We start from the raw sequence: 23,849 nt of genomic DNA, 5'->3' as shown, positions 1-23,849 counted from the left end.
ATCTAATCAAAATGAATAACTGTGTATAAGTCAACCGGTTTGACCACCGAATCTAGTTTTCATAAGCACTCTCTCAAGGATTTGGAGCACAATGCGATCAGGAGGCTCAAGCTTCATCCTCGGCAACTGACATCGCGTCAGCATGGAGCGCAGAGTCTTATATATCAATGATGAAGTGATTATAAAAATTCTTTTGTCTACGACCCGAAAAAACAAAAGGCGTGTTGGATTTTATCCAACGCGCCTTTTGTTTTTTATTTGTCGATATCAATTAATAGGATCAACTAAGTCGGAACGAATCCACCCTACACCGTTATTCGTATCTGCCTCAGGATTCAAGTCAGAAATGACTTTGTACCAAGTATAGCCATCCGTTGCTTTTTGAGTGTCTAGAATGACGACAGGATAACCAAACGCATTGTTGACACCTAGGTTTCCACGCTTGAATTGATACAATACCGTCGGACCGTTTGGCGCGTTTCGAACGTTTGTTGAAGCGGTATTGGTAATGCCTAATTTGTGTTGCCCGATGTCTTTTTTGCCTAATTCTAAATCTGCACGGAACATGTGTCCCGCTACTTTCGCACCCCATGTCGGATCTGAAGCATAGCTAACGTTAAAGCCTGTCGTCTTGTTGCCAGGACTTGCTCCGTTTGCATAGCCACCGAGCGGATTTGCATAATTGCGGTTCATGTACTCACGTGCAAAAGCATCGATACTTGCTTCGGGTTTAGAGTAAACCGTGCCTTCATGTGGAGAGCCGTCAAAAACACGAATTCCGAACAAATTGTTTTTGGTCTGTGCATTGCCACTCATGCCATAAGCACTTTCGTGCATGGCAGCAGATAGCATGAACAAAGCGTTGACATTGTATTTGTTTTGCATCGCAATAAAATATTTACCCGTACCAATTAACTTCGACTTGTTTACCGCATCTTTATATGTTCCTGAACTCGTCGTGACTGCTTTTAGTTTGCTCATCACATATTGATCTAGCTGTTCAGCAGTGTAATTGGTAGTTGTGCGAACAGATTGATACTGGAAATAAGGGTAGTGAACAAACTGAGTAACTCCTGCTGCATTGGCAAAATGTATCCCGTCTTTGCTGTAGTATTTTACTCCTTCAGCCATTTCTGAAGGCGCAGGCCCAATTGAATGGCTAGCGCGAGTTTTACTAACGTAATTGTATTGGTAATGCTCTAGCGTTCCCCATTTGTTTTTCAAGTAATAGTCTTGATTTGTAATTAGTTCTGAAGGAACAAAATCCACTTCGCTATGTTTTGCATACCCAATCGTTCCACCCACTTGAACTTTTACAAATTCTTCAGTTGAATCGATATAACGCAATTCTCTGCCGTGTTCGATGTATGTAGCTTGTTTGGTGAATTGAGAATCATAATAAATGGTGGTCACTTCTTTTGTACCGCTTCCTGAAACTCGATTACCAAAAGCCAATCCACTCTTCATCTGAATGATTTCATCTCCATGGAAAATGACTTGTGCAGTTGGAACCTTTTTAAACGATTCGACCGCTAGCTGATAGTCTTTATGACCGTACTGCTGTTTGACGAGTACGCCTTTATCTACATACCCAAGATAATACAACGATCCATCATTTGGTATGTCTGGCAAAATCGGTGGCACACTTGCTTTTTCATGAGCCAACAAGAAGCGATAGATAAAAGCAGCAGCTTGTTCACGGCTAGCAATATCTTTCGGTCCGTATTTTAAACCGCCTTTCCCATCCGGCATACCTTCTGTAATCTCGTAATGAACAATCGCAAATACTGCGCGAATCCCGCCAGAAGAAACAAAGTCTTCAGCATCTGAAAACTCGATGCGCTTTTCTATTAACTCCATGTCTTGGTATTCAAGAACATTTTTTAAGGTTTGAGCCATTTGTTCGCGTGTAATGTTAGCAGTTGGCCGGAATGTGCTGTCTGTAACTCCGACCATCAAGCCTGCACTATAGGCTGCTCCAATTTCATTTGAAAGGCTAGAATTTTTTGGAACGTCTTTAAACGGGTGGATTCCTGCTGGTAAATTTAATGCACGGTTAATAAATGCAGCAAATTGTTCCCGGGTTACATTAGCTGTCGGCTTATATGTACCGTCTTTGTACCCTGTCAAAATTCCTTTTTGCACCATTTCTTTCATTTCTTTTTCTAGCGCACTGCCAGGTACAATGTCAGTAGCTTCACTGCTTGAGGCAAAGCCAAAAATACCGGTAATTAGTAAAATAATGACTGCTAACTTATTGACTGTCTTCATATGTGCCCCCTGTTGAGTGTACGAATAGCGTTTTGCAACGCATCCTACTCGTAGTTTTGAATCATCCTAATAGTTCATTAGTTGCCAATATAAACCTCTTTTATACATAGTTTATAGTAAAAATATGTTTTAAAGAAGGAGAATCTGGGAATACATTAAAATAAGATCCTTATGCCTAATGTGATTTAACTATATCAAAAAAAGATTTTTAATCTAATTCTTTATACCTATCTCTAGTACTAAAAAAAGAACCTTTTCCCTTGTAGAGAAAGGTTCTTTTGCGTATTCGATTACTTTACTCTCATTGCACTGTATAACCCAGCTGCAAATTCTGACCGATTTGCATTTTTGGACTCATAATATCTTGATGTTTGGAAAACCGTTGTTTGATCAATTGCTTTAAGGGTAACGATAGGCTTGTGCGCCCAGAATGTTGAAGGAATATCTAAATATTTTACAGACGATGTACTCGCTTGTGCTTTGCTGGACTCAGACATTTTAAAGGCACGATCTAAAATAACTGCCAATTGCGTTTTTGTTAACGTATCATCTACGCCGTATGCGCCATTTGTGTACCCGAGTATAATTCCTGACTGATTCATCGCTGCAATGTCTTTTGCAAAACGATGTGTCGTTGAAACATCTGTGAACTTAACAGCGCCTGATGGTTCAAGTTGCAACACACGATTCACCATAGCTGCTGCTTGCCCACGCGTGATTGATTCATTTGGACGGAAGTCCTGCTTTTCAAAACCATTAATAATTCCAGAAGTATTTAATGATTTAATCGCTTTATAAGCTGGATGCGTCGCAGCCACATCTACAAATTCACCATCTGTTACTGGTGGCAACACCGCTTGAATAGGTGGCGTAACACTTGTTGCACCACTTAAGCGTTTGGCACCCGCGTATTTAGGGCCCCAGTAAGGATTTGTATCAAGGTTCGAAATTGCTACACCTTTACTTTCTGCTGAAATTACGTCGCCGTCTCCCAAATAAATACCTGTATGAGAAATTCCCGGCTTATATGTATTGGCAAAGAATACTAGGTCACCTTCTTGAAGGTTACTCTTCGAAACAGGTGTCCCTACATTAAATTGTTCTGCTGACGTTCTTGGTAACGAAATACCGAAATTTTTGAATACATGCAGGATATAACCTGAACAATCGAATCCCGCTGTAGTAGTGCCACCAAATTTGTAAGGTGTTCCTTTAAATTTAAGAGCATAACTGGCAATATCGTCTGGTGCTGTTGCCTTAGCTTCAGTAGATAAAAACGGACTGACTACTGAAAATAGTAGTACCATCATCATTATTAGCAATATGCGATTCTTCAATTTGTCACCTCTTATTGTTTTTTGATCCGGTTGGCTGATCAAGCGCCGAATTATCGAATCGTGCTGTTAACCTAATTTTGATTTTAACAGACAATTCTCACAGTTATTGTTACATTTTCATTACATTTGTGTAACAAGTCGCTTTTAAATGTTTAATAATTACAATAAAAGGGTATATATTTTTTCTGAATCGAGGCCCTTTTGTTTAGTTGATAGTATTTCTCTTCAAATTTTAATATGCTATCCCTTGAATACAAAACCCCCACCTGATGATAATACTGGTGGAGGTTTTGTGGAAAAGAATCCATATTAGTGAAGTCGTTTACTTGGTGAAGATCCAGCTACACTGTAATACTGAGCTAAATCCGTGCGTCCTTCGTAATGATAGTAGTAATCCAGAGTGGCTAAGAATAAGGCTCTGCCCATATTTTTACGATGAGTTTCTGATTGAATGTATTTAATATCTGTTGCACTGTCAATAAAGCCCATTTCAACTAAAGTGGCAGGCACTGTATTTTGACGCAATACGGCTAAATTGCCTTTTTTTACTCCGCGATTAACTAACGGCCAAGCTTCTTGCATTCTACCAAGCATATAGATAGACAGCGCTTTAGACTGATTTGTATAAGGATTTGTTGCAGCTCTTGAACTATAGTAAAACGACTCTTGTCCATTAGCCGAGTTGTTGAAAGCATTGGCATGAATACTAACAAATAAATCGCCGCCGTATTTCCCAGCAAATTGAGCGCGTTCCGTTAAACTCGGGAATGTATCACCTGTCCGCGTCATTTTCACTTGAATCGCCGTCTTGTCGAAATAAGCTTTCATGTGATTGCCAACATTTAGCACAACGTTTTTTTCTAAAAATCCAAAACCATCTGCTCCTGGGTCACTACCACCGTGCCCGGGATCAATAATTACTGTGATATCATTGCCAGCTGCTGGGGGAAGAATCGGCAGTACAGCAGATGGTTTTTTTGATTGTAAATAGGATTTGTCAACATATCCTTTAAGGTTATTGACTTTAATATATGCCCAGTTGCCAGTGTAACTTGCAACACTTACTGCTTGTCCGTGTGTAAGTTTCGCAATAACATTTGAAGGCGAATTGGTAATTTGTGGTTTAGAGCGCATATTCAATGTAGTCGATCCTACATTCACGTATTGTGTTGTTTTAAAAATAGAGGTATCTCCACTCTGTACACGGAAATCCGCATTGAGTGTTCTTGCTAAGAATACAGCAAAGTCTGAACGAATAATTGTAACGTTCGTTCCAAAGCTGCCATCTGTCATTCCTTGTGCAATTCCTTTATCCATGAGAATCTGAGCAGAGTTTGATGAATTGGTGCCTCCGAGATTAAAAGCACGATTGATTAAAATTGCCATTTCACCACGATTTAACTTAGCATTCGGACGGAACGTTCCATCGCTATAGCCGCTAATTACTTTTTTATTAACAAGTTCCACGATATAACCTGAAGCCATGTTGCCAGCTCCAACATCCTTAAAGCCCGTATCACGTTTCGTACCATTCAACCCTAAAGATCTGCCAATCATTGCAGCAGCTTCTCCTCTTGTCACTTCTCTATCAGGCACAAAGTGAGTTGACGTTACACCGTTGATGATGTTCTTGTTCACCAAATAAGATATTTCAGTTACAGCACGGTGACTATCCCCAATATCTTGAAAATTTCCACTTGCTTCCACATGACTGTTAGGGACTATTACTGAAGAAATGAGTGCTATACATAGTAAAATTATCCACTTTTTCAAACTTATATTCCTCCTAGATGACTTTGTTAATCAACACTTTAAACTATAAATCATATAAATTCTATGTAACTTTAAGACTATTTACTTTATTTAACAATTAAATTTAAGAACTATAGTGAACCAAAAGTCACTTATTGGATCTTTACTTAAACGTCAGTGTTTCGGTTTTATTACTTTTTTTTCATCTTGTTCTTCTTTTTAACTTATTGAGACATCTCGTTTAATTGCATTCCGGTGAGAAGAAAACACTCTGTCTTTTGACTCATAGTAAATTTATCTTAGCGACCATACATTTCTTTCATTTTCTAAAAAAAATTTTGATCATAAAAAAAGCTTTGCCCTTTTTACTCAGGACAAAGCTTTCGACAATAGTAAAGTTACTGAATTATTGAGGTGTGTTAATTTCTACAATACGTCCTTCAACTTTAGGTGTGATTTGACCAATCCGCTCTAACTCTTCTTGGAAGTTAATCCAATCTGAGATGCCCAAATCAATCGCGCGACCTTCAGCGTAGGCTTTCGCTAACACGTCATAACCATCTCCGCCTTTAGCTGTAAAGGCATTAGTAGCCACTTTGTATGTTGTTGAATCTACTAAAGGTGTTTTGACTCCGTTCGCATCAACAAACGTAATTGACACAATTTTCGATCCGGCAGGTTTTGATGCATCAAAACGAATTTCGGCTCCAGCCACATGCAAGAATCCGCCATTTTCGTTTGGATACTGACCTACACTGATTTCAAATGCTTGTTTGATTTCAGCACCTGTTAAATCCATTGTCGCTAATGTGTTGCCAAATGGTAATACAGTGATGACTTCTCCCACTGTAATTGGTCCCGCGTTAATCCCAGAGCGAATCCCGCCACCATTTTGGAAAGCCATTACAGTTTCTGGACTAAAAGTTCTTGCTTTTGCCAGCATGCCGTCCGTAATAATATTGCCTAATGGTGTCTCGTTACTGCGCACGCTAGCTCCAGTTGTATTGCCTTCATCACCCGATCGTGGATTGAGGAGAGCCGATACAGCAACTGCTGCCGTTTCTTCTTCTTCAATTTCTTTTACTCTGTCTGTATAAGGTTTAAGGATTTTCAGCGCTTCTGCATCTTCAGCTTGCGCCTCAATTTTGATCAACTCGCCGCCATATGCATACACTTCGCCATGCTCATCAAATTCCACATTCAAGGTTCCTAAACTATCGCCGTATTGTCCCGTTTGAACAATAATTGTTGGCGCCTCAAACTTATTCACCAAGACAGGATTAGTTAACTTTGTATGCGTATGCCCTCCTACAATGACGTCAATTCCTTCGACTGCTTTTGCTAATTCTTGATCGTTATCTACGGCAGCGTTGTCATCAAATCCAATGTGCGTCAGAGCGACTACTTTATCAATTCCCATTTTTTCAAATTCGTCTACCATTTTTTGAGCTTCATCGATGTAATTTGAGAACGTGATATCGCCCGGGCTGGAAATAGCAGCTGTATCTTCTGTTGTAAGACCAAATATCCCTACTTTTTCGCCATTAATTTCCTTCACCATACCGGAATAAATATTTCCCGAATCTGCTTTTGTTGGAATTTTTGCTTGGAACAAGCCTTCAAACAACGGATTCTTCGAAAAATCTGTATTGGCAGATAAGAATGGGAATGTGGCAGCTGTGACGAAATCTTTTAATGCCTGATGTCCTTCATCAGAAGAACCTAAGTCAAACTCATGGTTTCCGAAAGTCATGGCATCATAGCCCATTAAATTCATCATTTTAACATCCGGTTCACCTGTGAACTCGTTAAAATACAACGTTCCAGAAAATACATCTCCAGCATCTAGCAATAAAGCATCCGGATTTTTTGCTCGGAATTCCTTCACAGCCGATACGCGTTTAGGGGCTGACGCTAAGCGAGCATGTGTATCATTTGTATGCATCAAAGACATCGAGAATAACTCTCTCTTCAAATCTTCTTTTGCTCGGAAAATAAACAAGGCCATTTCGCCACGTGTTAGATTGAATTCTGAACCGTATTGCGTTTCAGATTTTCCTACTGTAATGCCATTTTTAAGTAATGCGTCTACGTATTTTGCAAATTTGGCGTTAACATCAGTAAATTGTGTTTTTGTTACTTTGTCATCTATATCGTATTGTGCAGCGCCTGCCAAGATTTTCGACAGTTCGTCTCGTGTCAGCAAATCTGTTGAACCAAAGCGTTTTGCTGTTTTCCCGTGAACAATACCTGCTTGTACTAAAGCATCTACAGCCCATTTGGCTGAAGCCGGAACGTCTGTAAATCCGGAATCGTTAAAATCTTGATTTGAATTAAATCCTATTGCCCGCGCAATCATTACAGCTGCATCTTGTCTTTTTATATTTTCCGCCGTACCGTAATGTGTTTCAGAAATACCATTGGTAATGCCATTTTCAACTAAAAAATTAACCGCTTTCATGTAACGGTCGGAAACATCTTGAAATTTCGTCGTATCCGCTGATACGGTTGAAACTGCGGAAGCCACCATTGTTACAGCGATTGCCGAAGCGATGAATTTTTTGTTCTGTAAGACATTTGTCATGTGCTCTTTCCTCCTTAAGGATTATGTTTCTCATTGCTCTTCTACTTTACCAAAATAAACAAGGTCCAGCTAGACAATTTACACAAAAAACACATTATTCTTTTAATTGTTCTGTAGGTTAAATGACTCACTCATGTTTCGGCTCTACTATTTAGCTAGGCGTTTACTCGACTCTTGTTGAGGGACTTCATAAAACCGATGGTAACGCTCGATTCTACTTCGCAAAAAGCGAGGGATCCCATTTAAAAATTCATCCCTTCTATTTTCTTGAAATCTAAAAAACCCTTTTGCCAATTAGCAAAAGGGTTTTTCTTTATTATTCGTGACGGCTTTCACCTTCACCCCAACATTCTGTGTTTTTTAAACCGGGAATGTTTTTCGCAAAGAATACTGGATTTTTTCCAGCTTTCCGTTGTTCTGTATAATCGTCGAGTACCTTGAAAGCCGTTTTGCCAAGCAGCGCAATGACGACCAAATTGAGTACGGCCATGAAGCCCATGAACAGATCAGCCATATTCCAAACCAATTGAACTTGAGCGAGTGCACCGAACATGACCATCGCCAAGACACCAAAACGGTAAGCCATTAACCAACCGCTATGCGCATTGATAAATTCAATATTCGTTTCACCGTAATAATAATTACCAATAATTGAACTAAAGGCAAAGAACAAAATAGCAATTGCTAAAAAGTAGGGCGCCCAGCTACCTAAGTGGACATCTAGTGAAGCCTGTGTCAAAAGAATTCCTTCTTTTTCACTCGTTGAATACAGTCCGGCTAAGATGATGATAAAAGCTGTTGCCGAACAAATAACGATTGTATCGAAGAATACACCTAAACTTTGAACAAGTCCTTGCTTCGCTGGATGCGAAACGTTGGCAGATGCTGCGGCGTTCGGTACAGAACCCATACCGGCTTCGTTGGAAAATAATCCCCGACGAACACCTTGCATGATGGCTGCACCAATACCGCCGCCTACTGCTTCTTCTAAGCCGAAAGCACTTTTCATAATCAAACTAAAGACAGCCGGAATTTCAGTAAAATTCATGATGACAATATACAAGGCCACAATGATGTACACAGTTGCCATGATCGGTACGACTATTTGTGTGACACTGGCGATTCGTTTAACGCCACCGAAAATAACGACCGCTGTCAAAAGAACAAGTCCCAATCCAACCGACCAATCGGGAATATTGAAGACATCTTCAAATGATTGCGCGATGGTGTTTGATTGAACCGAGTTGAAGATAAATCCAAACGCCAACGTTAAGAGAATCGCAAAAACGATTCCTAATTTGCGGTTACCCAACGCTTTTTCCATATAATAAGCGGGACCGCCACGGAATTGTTCACCGTCACGAACTTTGTAAACTTGAGCCAATGTACTTTCGATGAATGCAGTAGCCATTCCGATAATCGCGACCATCCACATCCAAAAAACAGCTCCAGGTCCCCCAATGGCAATTGCCAAAGCGACACCAGTGATGTTCCCAGTTCCTACACGTGATGCAGTTGAGATGGTAAAAGCTTGGAAAGCAGATACGCCGCTGTCCCCGTCTTTTTTCTCAGTAATCACTCGGAACATCTCGCCAAACAAGCGAACTTGGACGAATTTGGTACGAATGGTGAAATAAAGGCCGAGGCCCATCAGTAATGCAATTAATATGTATGTCCACAGTAAAGTATTGACGTTATCAACGAACCACGTGATCCCATCTAAAAAAGCATCCATTTAAATTCTCCCCTTTTACTCAACTTGTTATCAATACCCTGTCACCAGTAGCTAAAACATTTTTCTGCTACTAGATATAAAAATGAGACCCTCTGTAAAAGAGGGTCTCGGATATCGGCTCACTCTCATTATATCACCTGATTAAAGGTGATGAGAATTTTTAGTATTTTAAGTTATTTCCCAGGGAATATTGATGGCTTCGTGTACAGATTTATATACCTCTTCGTTACCTAATCGCATACAATATGCACCCAATAAGGGAATCCATCTGAATCTTCCGTATACCCTACGCCAATTACTGTATACGATTTTAATAAAAGATTGTCTTTATGGCCTGAAGACTCCATCCATGCATCCACTGTTTCGTTTGCAGTTATGTACCCACTCGCCAAATTTTCGCCTACTTGATTGGTTGGGTAACCTAAATCAATTGCCATTTCCCACGGCAAGCCATAAGTTGGAGAGCTATGGGCAAAATAATTATTGCGCGCCATGTCTTCTGCTTTTAGTTGAGCAATTTTGGTCAAAGCTGAGTCTTCCTGTAGCTTTCCTGCACCTGCTGCTTGTCTGATTTCATTGACCATTGCGATGGTGTCGTAAGCAACTGATGTCACACCTGAATATGCTTTTTTTGCCTTGTCGTAAGTAATCGTTTTTGCATTGACACGTTCTGAGAATTGAATAGACCGTTCAATAAAAGCAGCCAATTGTGCGCGTGTTACTAACGTCTCTGGCTGAAACGTTGCTGTTGTTATCCCTCTGGTAATATTAACTTCCGCCATCGTCACTATATAAGAATGTGCCCAATGCGTTAAGGGAACATCTTTAAAACTAATTTCATCGTTAGCATCTACCGTAATATCAAAACCTGCTACTACAATTTTTGCCATTTGCGCTCTTGGTAAAGGATTGTCTGGATTAAATTTCGTAGCATCCGCAAATACGCCTTTTTCAGTTAAAGCGGCAATTTCTTTATAGGCATAGTGAGTAGTTGGTACATCTGTGAATGCGGGTTTGAACTTTGTGTTCAAATCGATTTTTAAGGTTTTAGCTAAGATTAGTGCTGCTTGTGCTCTAGTCACATTATCATTAGGACCAAATTTTCCGTTACTGTACCCATTTAAAATTCCCGCTTTGGATAAATTATGGATTGAATAATAAGCAAAATGATATTTTGACAAGTCCGGAAAGTGGTGAGCTTGAACAGATGAGACAGGAAGTAAAAATAAGAGAGCGATTAGTATCGAAACAACATTTTTTTTCATATGCCCTCCTTCCTATTTGAGATCTCTCAAATATGCTTTTTTTACTCTGTTTTACCTATACCCTTTTTCCTTGTTTTCTATCATTTTTTATATTTTTATTTGTGCTTTGCTATATTGGCTAAAACACGTGCACCAATATCAAGTGCTTTGAGGTTAAAATTCATCATTGGATGATGAAGCCCTGGCGTCAAATCTGCTCCAATGCCAATCATCGCGGCATGAAGTTCAGGTTTTTTAATGGTATAAAAATGAAAATCATCTGCACCGGTTGTTTGAATAGGTGGTGCAGTTGCTTCGTCCCCAAGTGTCTGACGAATAGCGGCATCCGCAATGTGCATCGCGGTTTCTGACACTTCCGCAGCAGGCGTATAATCCGTCCACTCAAAAGTGATTTCGACATCATGCAGTTTGGCAATCGCTGTTAAGCCGTCGCTAATTTTTTGCTGCAGTTCTATCATTAATCCATTCGATTGCGACCGAACATCCAGTGCAAATTTCGCTCCTCCCGGAATGATGTTGAGGCTGTCTCCACCTGTTTGGATATGAGTCAGCTTTGCTGAATAAGATTCAAACGGCGAGAAATAAACCGATTTTACAAATTGATGAATGGCTGCAATCACATCGATAGCATTCTTTCCTTGATGCGGACGTGCCCCGTGAGCATCGACACCTTGAATCTTTCCTCTTAAGAAAATACCCGATCCGTGATGAAGTGCAGGTGTCACTTGGCCAAATGGCAACTCTTCGATAGGACGTAAATGAACACCATATAGTTGCGAAACTTCATCAATTGCCCCACGTTCAATCATTGACAGTGAGCCATTGCCCAATTCTTCGGCCGGCTGAAAAATAAAACGTACACGTTTCGTTAGTGTTTCATCTTTTAAATACAGCAATGCACCGAGCACCATCGCCATATTGGCATCATGGCCGCACGAATGATTAGCTTGCAATGTCCCGTCCACTTCTTGCCAAAGCGCATCTATGTCGGCCCGCATTGCAATTACTTCTGGTCCTTCACCAATTTCAGCAATCAACCCGGTAACATCTGGAAACGTATGATGTTTGACGCCCAGTTCAGTCATAATCGCTGCTAATTTTTTTGTCGTTTCTACCTCTCTCCAACTGACTTCTGGATGCGCGTGAAAATGATGAAAATAATCCACTATTTGCTGTTCACTATTCATCGGCTCGACTCCTTTAACTGAAAAATTAAATACTATAGTTTGATTGTACACGAGGACAGGAGAAAGTTGTGAAGAAATGCTGTAAGTGAGGGGGGGGAACCTCCGTATTCCGCGCTGCTACACGGAGATTTCCCCTATTCAATCCGTGTGTTCACAATTCAAGTTTCCCGTTTATTATTGACGAGTATAATGGCGATATCGCCTTCCACCTACTGGTTGACAACCGTTTTTCAGTAGAAAATGTTTAGCTGTTTCGAGATTTGTCATCCCAATAAATCCACAACATTCTGCTGTGCTAATTGATGATTTTAATAGCATAAACCATTCGTCGAGTGCCGTTAAGTGTGCGTTTCTGCTGATCAACCGGCATGTTTCACATTCCCATGCTATTGTTGTTCGTTCCATTTTCCCAAGGTGACAACGTGGACAGAAAACGCCGGTTTCGATTTCAGATTGTTCGATTTGAAACTTAGGAGCAAGTGGAAAAGCCGGAACGTTTTGATGGAATGTGAGGAGTGTTTTGCCGAGTTCATGGAGTTCTTCTACTGAAAGGATCGGTGTGGGTAAGTTTAAGGTAGACAAATAGAAGTTTATGTCGCCGACTGCTAGTATTCGACAGTTTCGTGGTACTTCTTCGACGATTTGAGAGGGATGGGCAACGACCATTATGCTAGAAACCGGCAACTTATAACCCACTTTTCTTAAAATTTTTTCTACACGCAGCGCGGTCTCATCCATTTGCGTGATTGGACTTGTATCGCTTTTAACTTCTCCGTCTGCCGAAATGGTATGCAGCAGGCTAGGATTTTGCTTGAATTGAAGTTTGCCTGTAATGTTTTTGACTTCCAGTAAAATCACGCAGCTTTGTGTAATCAAAACAGTATCGACTTGAATTTTGAACGGTCCGTCCAATGAAAAATCTTGGATCATTTGATATGCGTATGGTGGATCGAAAAAATAGAGCGCTTCGTCTAGACGCTCTTCACCTCCATAATCGGCTCTTGCTTTATGAAGACTCGTTTTAATAGCTGTTCGTTTCGGGTGCCTTGGCGATAGTCTTTTCAGTAAAGCTTCATAACCGTTAATTTTTGCTGGCAGTTCTCGGTATTTGATAATCATACAGTTCCTCCTTTTTTAAGTAGTTTAACAGGTTTTTCAGATAGTTCCCATTTATATCCAAAAATCGTTTTTGAGAGCGTTATAGCTTTTAAATTTGAGATTTAGAAGCTGGCTATTGCTATGTGAATGTTCCATTTTTAGTTCTCTAGCCGAACTTTTCAGCCTTCTGCCACACGCTCGCTCAGCGTTCTGAAATCCATATATGCCCAAAGCCCATAGACTCTTTTCACGAGCGAAAACCATAAAAAAAAGCCGCCTTAGTGGCGACTTTTTACTGGAATGGATAAAATCATTTGTTCTAAGAGAATCGGCATTTCTTCAAATGTATTTTTGATGTGCAGTCGTTCTGTGCGTTTATGTGCGTCTTTGCCGTATGGCCCAACATTGAGAACAGGCGCAGATAATTGTTTCATCGCTTGAAACGGAATGCTGTAGGAATCGCCGTAAACCGGTGTGTTGTTTTCATAAGTGACCCAGCCGTCGCTTTGGTCTTTGTAGCTAACATAGCTGAGGTCTGAGATGCCGTTAAAAAAGTGACCTTGTTTAACATCTAAATCAAATTTTTCTTTGGCGTTTTCTATGACTTGTGCAACGCAGCGTTTAACCAGTTCATTTTCAGATGAGTTTACTGGCGGGTAAAAAGGCGGTGCGTACATTAACACCATTGCTGGCGTTAGTTCTTGGCAGTTGATGAGCAAAATGTCTGTAACATGCATGGATTTTTCACGAACGTCCCACTCAGGATGCATTAACGTGTCACGCAGTAAGTCTGTAATATAATCGTGGCCGAATTTAGTGCGTGCGTATTCCATTAATTTTTCGTAGCGCATGACGTTAATGCCACCGACAGGTTCGATGTTTTCACGTTCACACATGGCGTAATAATCACGTTCGCAATGAGCAGCCGCTCCTTTTGCCACATTTTCGAAAATGTCGAATACTTCTTCTGCATTGCGTTCCATCGTAAAGACATTGTACATCGCAGAAGTGCGGTAAGGTGTTTGCGCTGAGTATTCTTCTTTCATATCACGTTGCGTCAATGTCACGGGTAACGGCGTAGGTTCGCCGTAAACCACTTCTCTAAAGCTAGAATTCCATTCCATCCGGTGCGTTAAGTATGTGGAAATATAGCTCGACGTGATGCCTGAAAGCGGTTCGCCGACATGTGTTTCCTTGCCGTAAAAAAGAGCCGATGGCATAATTTTACCGATGGACCCCGTATATAAATAATGCGCTGTGTCACCTGGCTTCATCGCAAAAACCGGTTCACCGTTTAGAAATAAAATAAATTCCAGCCCGTGTTCGCGTTCGAGGTCGAGCAGCCTAGTTACCCCGTAGCGCATGCCTGCTGAGTTTACTTCTTCATCCGGAACGGTCATCAACAATAAGTTGATCGGCCACTGTTCGATTGATGCTTTTTCGACCAACGCCATGTGAAGCGCAAGACCTGCTTTCATGTCCATCGTTCCGCGGCCAAAGAGGTATTCTCCAGAATCAAGATCACGTACGGTATCTGCATCGAGTTCATCGCGAATCTGCTGAAAAGCTTCGCCTAGTAACTGGGGACTGCATGCTAAAGGTTCCAAATCTCCATATTCTCCTGTGTGTACCGTATCAAAATGGCTCAGCAAGACAATGGTGTCTACCGCTTCTGGGTGTTTATAAAGAGCCGTTACGCTTTGACGCCCCCAGTTTACTTCACCCATGCCGATATGTTCTGGGTTTGCTTGAAAATAGGGCAGCTCCATTAATTTGTCTTGAAGCTTGTAAGCAAACTCCACTTCTCCATCCGTCAACGTTAAGCTTTTCCAACTAACAAGTTCACACAATAATTCCTGTAATTTCTCTGGCGTCCCCCATAATGTGGCCACGGCTCTTCACTCCTCTAGTTGTCTAAAGCTATCTATCTATCTTTATTTTATTATAGTAAAACTTCGTCTAAATAAAAAGAGCGGCGACTTAAAAATAGCAAGTCTCCTTGTCGCAATACCGATTTAGACAGATAAAAAACGGCTCAAGACGAGAGCCGCTTTTTACGTTTTTTTAATAAGTCTTCAGCGGCACCAGAACCGAACAGCACGCCGATTACAATGAGCACCAATCCATAAATATGACCGACTGTGATTTTTTCATTTAAAATCACACTGGCTCCTACTAACGAAAACAAAGTATTCAAGTTCATGAAAATAGCTGCTTTTGTTGGTCCTGCTTGTCCAATTGAATAATTGTAGAGCATGTGACCAACGGCCGTTCCAATCATCGCGGAAAACCCGAATGCAACCCAAAAGGATACAGGTACAGCAGCAAACGCTTGGATTTCACCGGGTTCTTGTAGGAGTGAAATAACGAACAACACGAGTGCACCTGTCACAAACATATACCCCGTCAATATGCGCGGGTCTAAGGTACGTGCAGCGTTAGCGATCACAATGTAACTTAAGACTTGCGCTAAAATCGAGATAAAGACAAAAATGTCACCCGTGTTCAATCCGCTAGCTGTACCATTTCCTACCATGACGGTAGCCGCCACTCCGGCAAAGCCAACCACTACTCCGAGCCACTGCAGTTTAGACGGATAATTGCGCATGATTAGAGACACCAGCACGGCTGTTAGCATTGGCCCCGTACCTAGAATTAGCCCTGCATTCGAACCGGTCGTAATAGACAAGCCGTTTGACAAGAAATAATGGTGGGCCACTACATTGAGTAACGAACCGAGGAAGATAAATTTCCATTCACTTTTGGCTGGCCATCTGAGCATTCTAAAGCTCGCGAGTATCGCCATTACCGATATTCCCGCCAACAAAATTCGAAATGCCGTTAAAGTGACGGGGTCGATAAATTCCAACATGTATTTAACAGCAGATAAGTTAAAGCCCCACACAATCATAACAGCTGTTAAGATGCCGTAAATTTTCCAAGGAGTCAATTGTACAGACCTTCTTTCGCCTATCCTAGGACAAGCATTTATTTTACCATTTTGTACCTAGCCCTTATTTAAGTGTAGGAACATTATACTGATAGGCCTTTCTGTCAATCAATAAACTAAATACAACAAAAGCAGCGAGTGATAACAGCACCGGCATGGTCACTGTGTGCACACCGAACAGATTGCCGTTTTCCAGGTTATAAAAATGCAAAGCGATATAGCTACTAATCCCTGTTGCCATCGATGCAATCGCGCCGTATTTATTGCCCCACTTCCAGTACAACCCAAGAACAATCGGCCAAATAAAAGCGGCTTCTAGGCCACCGAAGGCAAATAGATTCAAGAAAATTAATAGTTCTGGTGGATTTAATGCTAGTAAAAAGACAATAACGCCAAGAACCCCTGTCACACCAAAAGAAATGCGCTTGATCGTTTGGATCGTGGCGTCAGGTTTTACGTAATTTAAGTAAACATCTTTCACAATCGACGAGCTAACTAGCAGGAGCAACGAGTCGACTGTTGACATAATGGCAGCCATTGGAGCGGCAAGAACGATGCCCGCTACCCAAGGCGGCAAGGTTTCCAGTGCAATCAGTGGAATCACTTTGTCGCCAATTTCAATACCTGGCATCACGGGGCGTGCAAAGACGCCGATCAAATGCATATTGAGCATAATCACACCGGTGACAAGGGTTCCAATAATCAAAGCTCGGTGCATCGAACGCGAATTTTTATAAGACATGGCACGCACCGCAATTTGCGGCAAGCCAACTACGCCGACACCAACCAAAATCCAAAATGATGACACGTAAGCGGCCGTTAAATCACCAGTTGCACCATAAGGCGTCACCAAATTCGGGTTTTCATTGATCAGGTCATTCACGATATTCGGAATGCCGCCGCCTGCACTAATAACTGCGACCAACAACACCAGTGTCCCGACTAGCATAACGGCGCCTTGAACAGCATCTGTCAGTGCAACTGCGCGGAAACCGCCAATTGTAACGTAAACAAGTACACTAACCGCAAACAAAAACAGCGCTGAATTATACGATAAACCCGTTAGTGACTCGACAAGGCGTGCCCCGCCTATCCACTGTGCTGCCATCGCTGAGAAAAGAAAAACAATAATGCTAAAAGCAGATAGCAATACGACAGCTGAACTGTTGTAACGTGATTTCAAAAAATCAATCATCGTAATCGCTTTGTAGCGGCGTGCCATAATGGCGTATTTTTTACCGAGGATCATTAACACAAAATAACCGGTTACGACTTGTGCCATGGCGAGCAGCACCCAACCAAATCCCATCGTATAGGCTGTGCCGGGACCACCAAGAAAACTCGAGGCACTGCCGTAAGTCGCGACCATCGTCATCGCCAGCACGAAGCCACCAAGTTCACGACCGCCGAGGAAATAATCACTAATGAAATTGGAAGACGTCGACAACTTACGACTCGACCAATAGCCGATAAAGAAAATGACCAGTAAAAAGACAATCATCGGCACCAATACTGCATAATTCATCATGAATCCTCCTCTTCGTCAAACGGTACTTCTGTGAAAAAAAAATGGACCACGACGATGACCAATACCGAAATCAGCAAAAAGCCAACGACACAACTGTAAAAAAACCAATCTGGCAAACCGAAAATGTAGCTGTACTCATCAACAGGTCGTGAACCGAGACCATACGCAAAGCCAAACCACCAAATAAAATTAAACAATGCCAAGCCGACGCCAATCCACGCTTCTTTGTGAGCTATTTTAAACCGCCAATCTGTTTTTTCCATTCTACACACTCCGTTCGTCTACTTTTAACGGCAAGTCGAAATTTACGTCTTTTCTTACTCCATCGTACATGATTGCCCGTTCTAACTGATGATATCCAGTCTTTCTAAAACAGTCAAAAACCCGAAAGCTGTTGCTTCCGGGTTTTTTGCTTGTTTAACGCGCCAAGACGTATTCAACATAAGCACGCCAAGACGTATTTTTCGCATCTTCAAAATTGGGTTGACGTCCTGGGAATGGCATAAAGACTTTTGGCGGCGAGACAAAAGTCTCGAGCTTGTCTTCATGAATAATAACCGTTCCGGCTTCTGGCCCTTTTGACAATACGGCTTTCGCACCGTCTTCAAAATCGGTAGTTACAGGCAATGTCTGCGGACGACCGTTAATGTTCAATACATGTGTTTTGCCATCTACTCCGTCGTAATCGAAAAGCCAAGCTGTCGGTAATGCAACCGCATTTTCAGCTTTTTCTACTGTAATCGACGTGTTGACGTTAGTGCCAAAGGGCATTACCTCTTCAATCGGCGTATCCGCCACCACTCGAATTTCGTAATACGCCAGTGGGTTGTTTTGCTTTTTTGGATCTAACTGATGATAGGCTTCTAGCCATTTGGATTTTTCAGCTGGCACTTCAGAAACGCTTTGGACTGTCCCCGTAGCTATCCCATCAATGCCTTCGCCTTGAATTTTAACTGCATCTGCGACTTGGACTAACGGCCATTCATCTTCTAACACATAGCTAAGAAATACTTTTTCATCGGAATAAATTTCAATACTTAACGGTGCTGTGTCGCGGTTGATTTTGGACACCGTTCCATCTACGGGACTGATGACAGACGGGTTCGACAAGCTTTGTGACAATTGCGCATTCAATACCGCTAATTGTGATTCAATAGAAGCCAATTGTTGTTCTGCTTGAGCAATGCCTGCAGCGTAAGAGCCATCTTGTGGAACCGCTACACCGACAGACACATTGACGTCAAACTCGATGGTTTCACCGTCTTCGTTGGTAACTTCGGAATTATTCGACGCATCTTGTGATACAGGGCCGCTTTGAGCGTTTTTAGCCTGTTGAAGTGTGGCAAGCGAGCTTCTCACTTCGGTTTGCTGCCCTTCTAAAGCCGTTTTCTGTGTTTCCCACGCCGCACGCTGTTCTTCTGTTTCTGCTTCGTTTAATAGCGCTAGCTCAGATCCTGCTGTTACGCGGTCTCCTTCACTCACGGTCCATTGTTCAAGTGCTTCATGATCTTGAACATAAATTTCCACGATTCCTTGCGGAGCTGTTAGAGCTTCTTTGAACAATTCCGTATCGTATGTACGGGCATAACTTTGTTCATAATCACTGACATACACGCTTTTCGGCAAAATGCTTTTCTCACCAAATAGCAAAAGAGCATTAGCTGTCAAAAAAGCAACAACTGCTACCGATAAACCGACAAAAAAGAACTTATTCAAATGGGTTGCCCCCTTCCATGAAACCACTCAACATGTCGTTTACCGGAACCAGGCTAAACAAGGCTACGAACAGTGCTACGAAAATATGCAGCATAATCAAGCCGAATAAAATCAGTTTCGGGCTGGTTTTTGTAAAGCTGCGGATAAAACGATATTGTACAGCGATGATTAAGGAAGTAAATACAGTCAGTTGGTTAAAGAAATAAATCAAGAAATGATTATCCAAAAACGTCGCGGCAATCGGTCCGAACGAGAAAAATGAAACAGACGTCGTAAAACCAGTCACAGCAAACAGTAAGAAAATCAACCCTTTTTCGATGACCAGTAAAGCAGTCACATACATTTGCATGATGATCGCGGCTCGCCACGGCATCTTCAGAATTTTGCTGAATAAAAAAGAAGCTCCATATAAATGGAAAGCTACATAAAACCCAGCCCAAAGAAGTGTGCCCATAAGCGAAGTCCAACGTGCCAACGTATAAGCGTCCCACATCCCCGCTGATAACAGTGGCGTCAATGAAGAAGTATTCATGCCCCAAACTTCACCGATGGCAAAAACCAACAGACCGATGGCAATGATGCAGGCAATGCGTTTGTTGACATTGCGCATTTCAGTCATTTGTATATTATGTATAAGTTGCCCTTGTCTAGAGAAAAAATGCCAGAATTTAAAGTCCGATATCATGCGTATAGTTCCTTTCAAGGCAATTAACGTTCTGCTTCACTTTACTTTACCAAAAAAGCGTCACCTTTGGAATGAATTAGCTGGTACATTTTCCATTTTTTAATCGCTTTGAGTCGAAAGACTTAGATATCTGGTCTGACATCTACGCGTGAAAACGAAGAAATTGCTTTAAGCGAACGCTTTCGAATCGACCATATGGGCCATGCTGATGGCTCCCCATCATAACTATCGCCACAGTTTCTTAAAAACTACAGACACCTCCGCTCTCTAGCAAAAGCGCGTTACGGGAGGGACGGATTGAAACCAAAACACTCAAAAAAAAAGAGGCTGTTCATGGCGAACAGCCTCCTTATCACCGAATCACGCTTCCGTGATCCGGTATTTCTTATGTGAAATTACGGTCATGTTGGATGCCGCACCAATTTCTTTTGCGTCTTCTGGTGAAATTTCAACAATCACCGAGTTGTCCATAATTTTAAAGATTGTGCCGTTAACATCGACGCCGTTGCGAGTGAACGAAATCCATTCGCCTATGTAGCGCGCTGCTACGAATTCAGATACTTCTTTTTCATGGGGTTGGAATGCCATCATTACCACGCCTCTCTTTTTAAAACGCTATCTGCTTATTGTACCACAATTCAGCTTCTATTTCACCTTTAAACAAATAGGCTATCCAGACAAATTTACGCAGTAAGTATCCATCATTCGGTGGCGTTTGAAATAAAATGAGGCGTTTTTTCGTTAACGCTACGCTTCTTCATCTACAAATCGGCGGACTGCACATAACTCGGTGGCATGCTTTGTTCCTGCCAATTCAATGATCTCAACCGATTTTCCAGGAGTAGGCGAATGAAGCATTAAACCATTGCCGTAATAAACACCCACATGATGAAGTTTGCCTCGTCCTTCCTCGTAAGCAAAAAACAGCAAATCACCAATGTGCCACGTGTTTTGTGCATGCAGGTCAATTTCAATGCCTTCAAGTACTTGGTCTACCGCATCACGCGAAATAATGACGCCATTGGCTTTCATTAAATTATACGTAAAACCTGAACAGTCATAGCCATAGCTCGACATCCCTGCCCATAAATAAGGCAAATCCAAAAACTCCGCTCCAAGATTGGCGATGTCCAATCCATTTCCTTTTGGACTTTGGTTATACGCACTAACTATTTCCACCGTATTTGCCATAATAAATGCATCTCCATCAGGCGTTTGCAAACGAATAAAGTCAGCTATTTCTTTGACGGGTAACATTGTATTAAACGACACCACTTTTAGCGGCTTGAAATTCTCTGTCCACAGTTGTGCTTTATGATGCGTAACACGGGCATAGCCAAGTTCTGTTAAGTTTTCGACTTCTTTTAATTGACTACTAGGTACCCATCCTGGATAGCCACGTTCATCTTTTTGGCATGGTTGCCAAAGCGCCATGATTTTCGCCCAGCCGTTTACTACCTCCTCAATCAACACAGGTTCCCCGTATAGGAGTTGCGTTTGGATTCGGTTGCTATCAACTAAGTCTTGTTTGTCTTCCCGGCTCATAGTTCGTAGCCAGTTGTTCAAATTAGGGTGTTCCGCAATTCCTTCCGCATCGACCGCACGCGCTTTTTCTGGTGCTGTCCAAACGGTTGCAACCGGAACACGACATACCCATGCCGTGGATTCTGTCTGCAACAAACGATTCACTCCATTTCTGTTCTAATTTAGAACCAGTTATTCGACACCAGGAAGAATAGTCAAGGTTTTGGCATCGCCATCTAAACGTGCAAGCGCACCAAGTGGTACAGAAAAATGGGGTTCACAATGGCCAATTTTAAAGCCTTTGACAACAGGTATCTTCAATTGACTAAAGTAATGATCGACTACCTGATCTAATGTCAATGAAGGTTGTCGTTTATTTGGCTCAGCGTTTTTGAAATCGCCAATAACAATGCCTGCTGCTTCATCAAATTTCCGCGCCATGCGCAGCTGGTTTAAAATTTCATCCACTTCATACGGTTCCTCATCTATTTCTTCGATCAGTAAAATCTTCCCCTTCACATCCAAATCGAACTTGGTGCCAATTGCACTGCGGACTAAAGACAAATTGCCTCCGACAAGTTCGCCTTGAGCGACCCCTCCGACCAGTGTTTCGAGAGGCGTGACTTCTTCTGTGTAATGCAATTCGAATGGTTCAAACAATTGATTGAACATGCGGCGACTGCGTTCATGGAATTCTGGTTTGCCAACATCTGAAGCTAACATTGGTCCGTGGAACGTCACCAAATCGGCGTATTCCCCGATAGCTGTATGTAAAAAGGTAATATCCGAATAGCCCCAGAACACTTTCGGGTTTTCTTTAATCATGGCGTAATCAATTTGGTCTGCTATACGCGCCGCCCCGTAGCCGCCACCCGCACAAAAAATGCCCGACACTTCTGGGTCTTCAAACATCGCGTGCAAATCGGCCAAACGTTCTTCATCCGTTCCTGCCAAATAACCATTGACCGCAGTCACGGAGTTTCCCAGTTTGACTCTTAGGCCGAGCTCTTCTAAAAACGGTAAAGCTTTCTGAAGACTTTCTTGATTGGGTGGACTCGAAGGCGCGATGACACCTACTAAGTCCCCTTTTTTTAATCGACTTGGTAATTTACGCAAAATCATCTACTCCTTTTATGTACTAACGTTTTTTTCAGTATACCCCTTCAGACACACTGTTTACTGAAATCGGGATTCAACAGAACTTTGCTTGCATCGCAAGTTCCGTCATTACTAACATGGCACGGTAAGCTTCTAGTATATCTTTCGCTTGAAAATGAACAATGGTCGTCTGTTGTTGTAATTCGCACCCCGGCATCATGGCGGCAAGTTCTGCTTCACCGTAATTGGTAAACTCGATTTTTAATAGCGGTTTGTCTGGTGGAACGAGTGGTTTAACATTTTCCCGGTTCTCAATTGCGCGTATAGTTTGTGCTTGTAGAAGCTGTTGTGCTTTTTTCGGATGCAAAGTTTGCACCGCTGAACGCGTTAGAGATTGTTTAACAGCTGCTGTGGTAATGTTCGGAATTAATGCTTGTGCTTCTTTGCACGCACAATCGTCTCCTGCTACTAACAATACGGGTACCCCTTAGTAGCCGGCAACATAGGCATTAAAACCAAGCTCACCAATTTCGACGTCATCAATCCACATTGATCGCACCGCAAAAACCATGGAATGAGCCATAACCCCTTTTTGTCCTGCTCATGCATGATATGCAAAAAAAGCACCTGTAAAACTACTATCTAAACCTTCAACCATAGAATACGCTTTAACTCCACCCGTAATCAACTCCGCTCTTTCATGCAACTCCTCAGCAATTAGGTTATTCATCTTCGAGTGACTGTCGTTGACCAACAACTTGTCAGCACCTGCATCCACTGAACCATGAATAATCGCATTGGCATCTGCTGTCATCAAACGACGTCCACGTTCGTAATTTTTTTCTTTAGCATCTACATAGGTATAGTCCGGCAATGCTGTGACGCCTTCCATGTCCATAGACAAATAAAATTTCATTGAAAAACTCCTTTGCTATTCATTTCTGTTCCGTTCTTATGATTCAATGTACCAATACACATAACATAGTTCAATCCACCGGACGCCGAGATTATCCAAGAACAGGATAAAAAGAGCCTTTTTATTTTATTTTTTAGAATTTTTAGTTATTTTGTACGATGTTTATCACAAATCATTCATTTATACTAAAAACAAGTTAGCAA

17 protein-coding genes and 1 pseudogene are annotated in these 23,849 nt (G+C 41.8%); all 18 read right to left on the bottom strand.

Annotation, left to right across the window (positions count from 1 at the left end):
* Positions 1–267: 267 nt before the first annotated feature.
* The gene (locus AUO94_RS12335) at positions 268–2,271 is read right to left on the bottom strand and encodes an S-layer homology domain-containing protein (RefSeq protein WP_058384498.1); all 2,004 of its coding nucleotides are present in this window, start codon (positions 2,269–2,271) and stop codon (positions 268–270) included.
* A 290-nt stretch (positions 2,272–2,561) separates the two neighbouring features.
* Positions 2,562–3,608 (bottom strand): C40 family peptidase, encoded by a 1,047-nt coding sequence (locus AUO94_RS12330; RefSeq protein ID WP_058384497.1) that lies wholly within the window; start codon positions 3,606–3,608, stop codon positions 2,562–2,564.
* Between the two features lie 309 nt (positions 3,609–3,917).
* On the bottom strand, positions 3,918–5,381 hold the full coding sequence (locus AUO94_RS12325) for an N-acetylmuramoyl-L-alanine amidase (protein WP_058384496.1): 1,464 nt from the start codon (positions 5,379–5,381) through the stop codon (positions 3,918–3,920).
* A 385-nt stretch (positions 5,382–5,766) separates the two neighbouring features.
* Positions 5,767–7,944: a 5'-nucleotidase C-terminal domain-containing protein gene (locus AUO94_RS12320; protein ID WP_058384495.1), complete on the bottom strand. Its 2,178-nt coding sequence runs from the start codon at positions 7,942–7,944 to the stop codon at positions 5,767–5,769.
* Positions 7,945–8,260: 316 nt separating this feature from the next.
* Positions 8,261–9,679: an alanine/glycine:cation symporter family protein gene (locus AUO94_RS12315; RefSeq protein WP_058384494.1), complete on the bottom strand. Its 1,419-nt coding sequence runs from the start codon at positions 9,677–9,679 to the stop codon at positions 8,261–8,263.
* 230 nt (positions 9,680–9,909) lie between these two features.
* Positions 9,910–10,944, bottom strand: a complete 1,035-nt coding sequence (locus AUO94_RS12310; RefSeq protein ID WP_058384493.1) for a CAP and S-layer homology domain-containing protein — start codon at positions 10,942–10,944, stop codon at positions 9,910–9,912.
* A 95-nt stretch (positions 10,945–11,039) separates the two neighbouring features.
* Positions 11,040–12,131 carry an amidohydrolase gene (locus AUO94_RS12305; protein ID WP_058384492.1) on the bottom strand — a complete coding sequence of 364 codons (1,092 nt, stop codon included), beginning with the start codon at positions 12,129–12,131 and terminating at the stop codon, positions 11,040–11,042.
* Positions 12,132–12,305: 174 nt separating this feature from the next.
* Positions 12,306–13,250 (bottom strand): nuclease-related domain-containing protein, encoded by a 945-nt coding sequence (locus AUO94_RS12300; RefSeq protein ID WP_058384491.1) that lies wholly within the window; start codon positions 13,248–13,250, stop codon positions 12,306–12,308.
* Positions 13,251–13,507: 257 nt separating this feature from the next.
* A complete protein-coding gene (locus AUO94_RS12290; RefSeq protein WP_058384489.1) occupies positions 13,508–15,121 on the bottom strand; it encodes a M20/M25/M40 family metallo-hydrolase in 1,614 nt (537 codons plus the stop codon).
* A gap of 143 nt (positions 15,122–15,264) precedes the next feature.
* Positions 15,265–16,179 (bottom strand): DMT family transporter, encoded by a 915-nt coding sequence (locus AUO94_RS12285; RefSeq protein ID WP_082707540.1) that lies wholly within the window; start codon positions 16,177–16,179, stop codon positions 15,265–15,267.
* 64 nt (positions 16,180–16,243) lie between these two features.
* Positions 16,244–17,704 carry a sodium/pantothenate symporter gene (gene panF, locus AUO94_RS12280; protein ID WP_058384488.1) on the bottom strand — a complete coding sequence of 487 codons (1,461 nt, stop codon included), beginning with the start codon at positions 17,702–17,704 and terminating at the stop codon, positions 16,244–16,246.
* The gene (locus AUO94_RS12275) at positions 17,704–17,970 is read right to left on the bottom strand and encodes a YhdT family protein (RefSeq protein WP_058384487.1); all 267 of its coding nucleotides are present in this window, start codon (positions 17,968–17,970) and stop codon (positions 17,704–17,706) included. The genes panF and AUO94_RS12275 overlap by 1 nt, the downstream gene beginning before the upstream one ends.
* 154 nt (positions 17,971–18,124) lie before the next feature.
* Entirely contained in the window at positions 18,125–19,423 is a 1,299-nt protein-coding gene (locus AUO94_RS12270) for an efflux RND transporter periplasmic adaptor subunit (protein ID WP_058384486.1), read from the bottom strand.
* Positions 19,416–20,042: a hypothetical protein gene (locus tag AUO94_RS12265; protein WP_237150115.1), complete on the bottom strand. Its 627-nt coding sequence runs from the start codon at positions 20,040–20,042 to the stop codon at positions 19,416–19,418. Before AUO94_RS12265 ends, AUO94_RS12270 begins: the two co-directional genes overlap by 8 nt.
* Positions 20,043–20,468: 426 nt before the next feature.
* A complete protein-coding gene (locus AUO94_RS12260; RefSeq protein WP_237150114.1) occupies positions 20,469–20,699 on the bottom strand; it encodes a DUF2187 family protein in 231 nt (76 codons plus the stop codon).
* A 156-nt stretch (positions 20,700–20,855) separates the two neighbouring features.
* Positions 20,856–21,788, bottom strand: a complete 933-nt coding sequence (locus AUO94_RS12255) for a C40 family peptidase (RefSeq protein WP_058384485.1) — start codon at positions 21,786–21,788, stop codon at positions 20,856–20,858.
* Positions 21,789–21,824: 36 nt separating this feature from the next.
* Entirely contained in the window at positions 21,825–22,748 is a 924-nt protein-coding gene (locus AUO94_RS12250) for a S66 peptidase family protein (RefSeq protein ID WP_058384484.1), read from the bottom strand.
* A gap of 76 nt (positions 22,749–22,824) precedes the next feature.
* Positions 22,825–23,646 (bottom strand): annotated as a pseudogene (locus AUO94_RS12245) (M55 family metallopeptidase).
* Positions 23,647–23,849: the final 203 nt, after the last annotated feature.

Origin of the sequence: Planococcus kocurii (genome assembly GCF_001465835.2) — a bacterium.
Taxonomy (GTDB): domain Bacteria; phylum Bacillota; class Bacilli; order Bacillales_A; family Planococcaceae; genus Planococcus; species Planococcus kocurii.
Note: the sequence above shows the minus strand (reverse complement) of the source record. Positions and strands in the feature narration are given on the sequence as shown.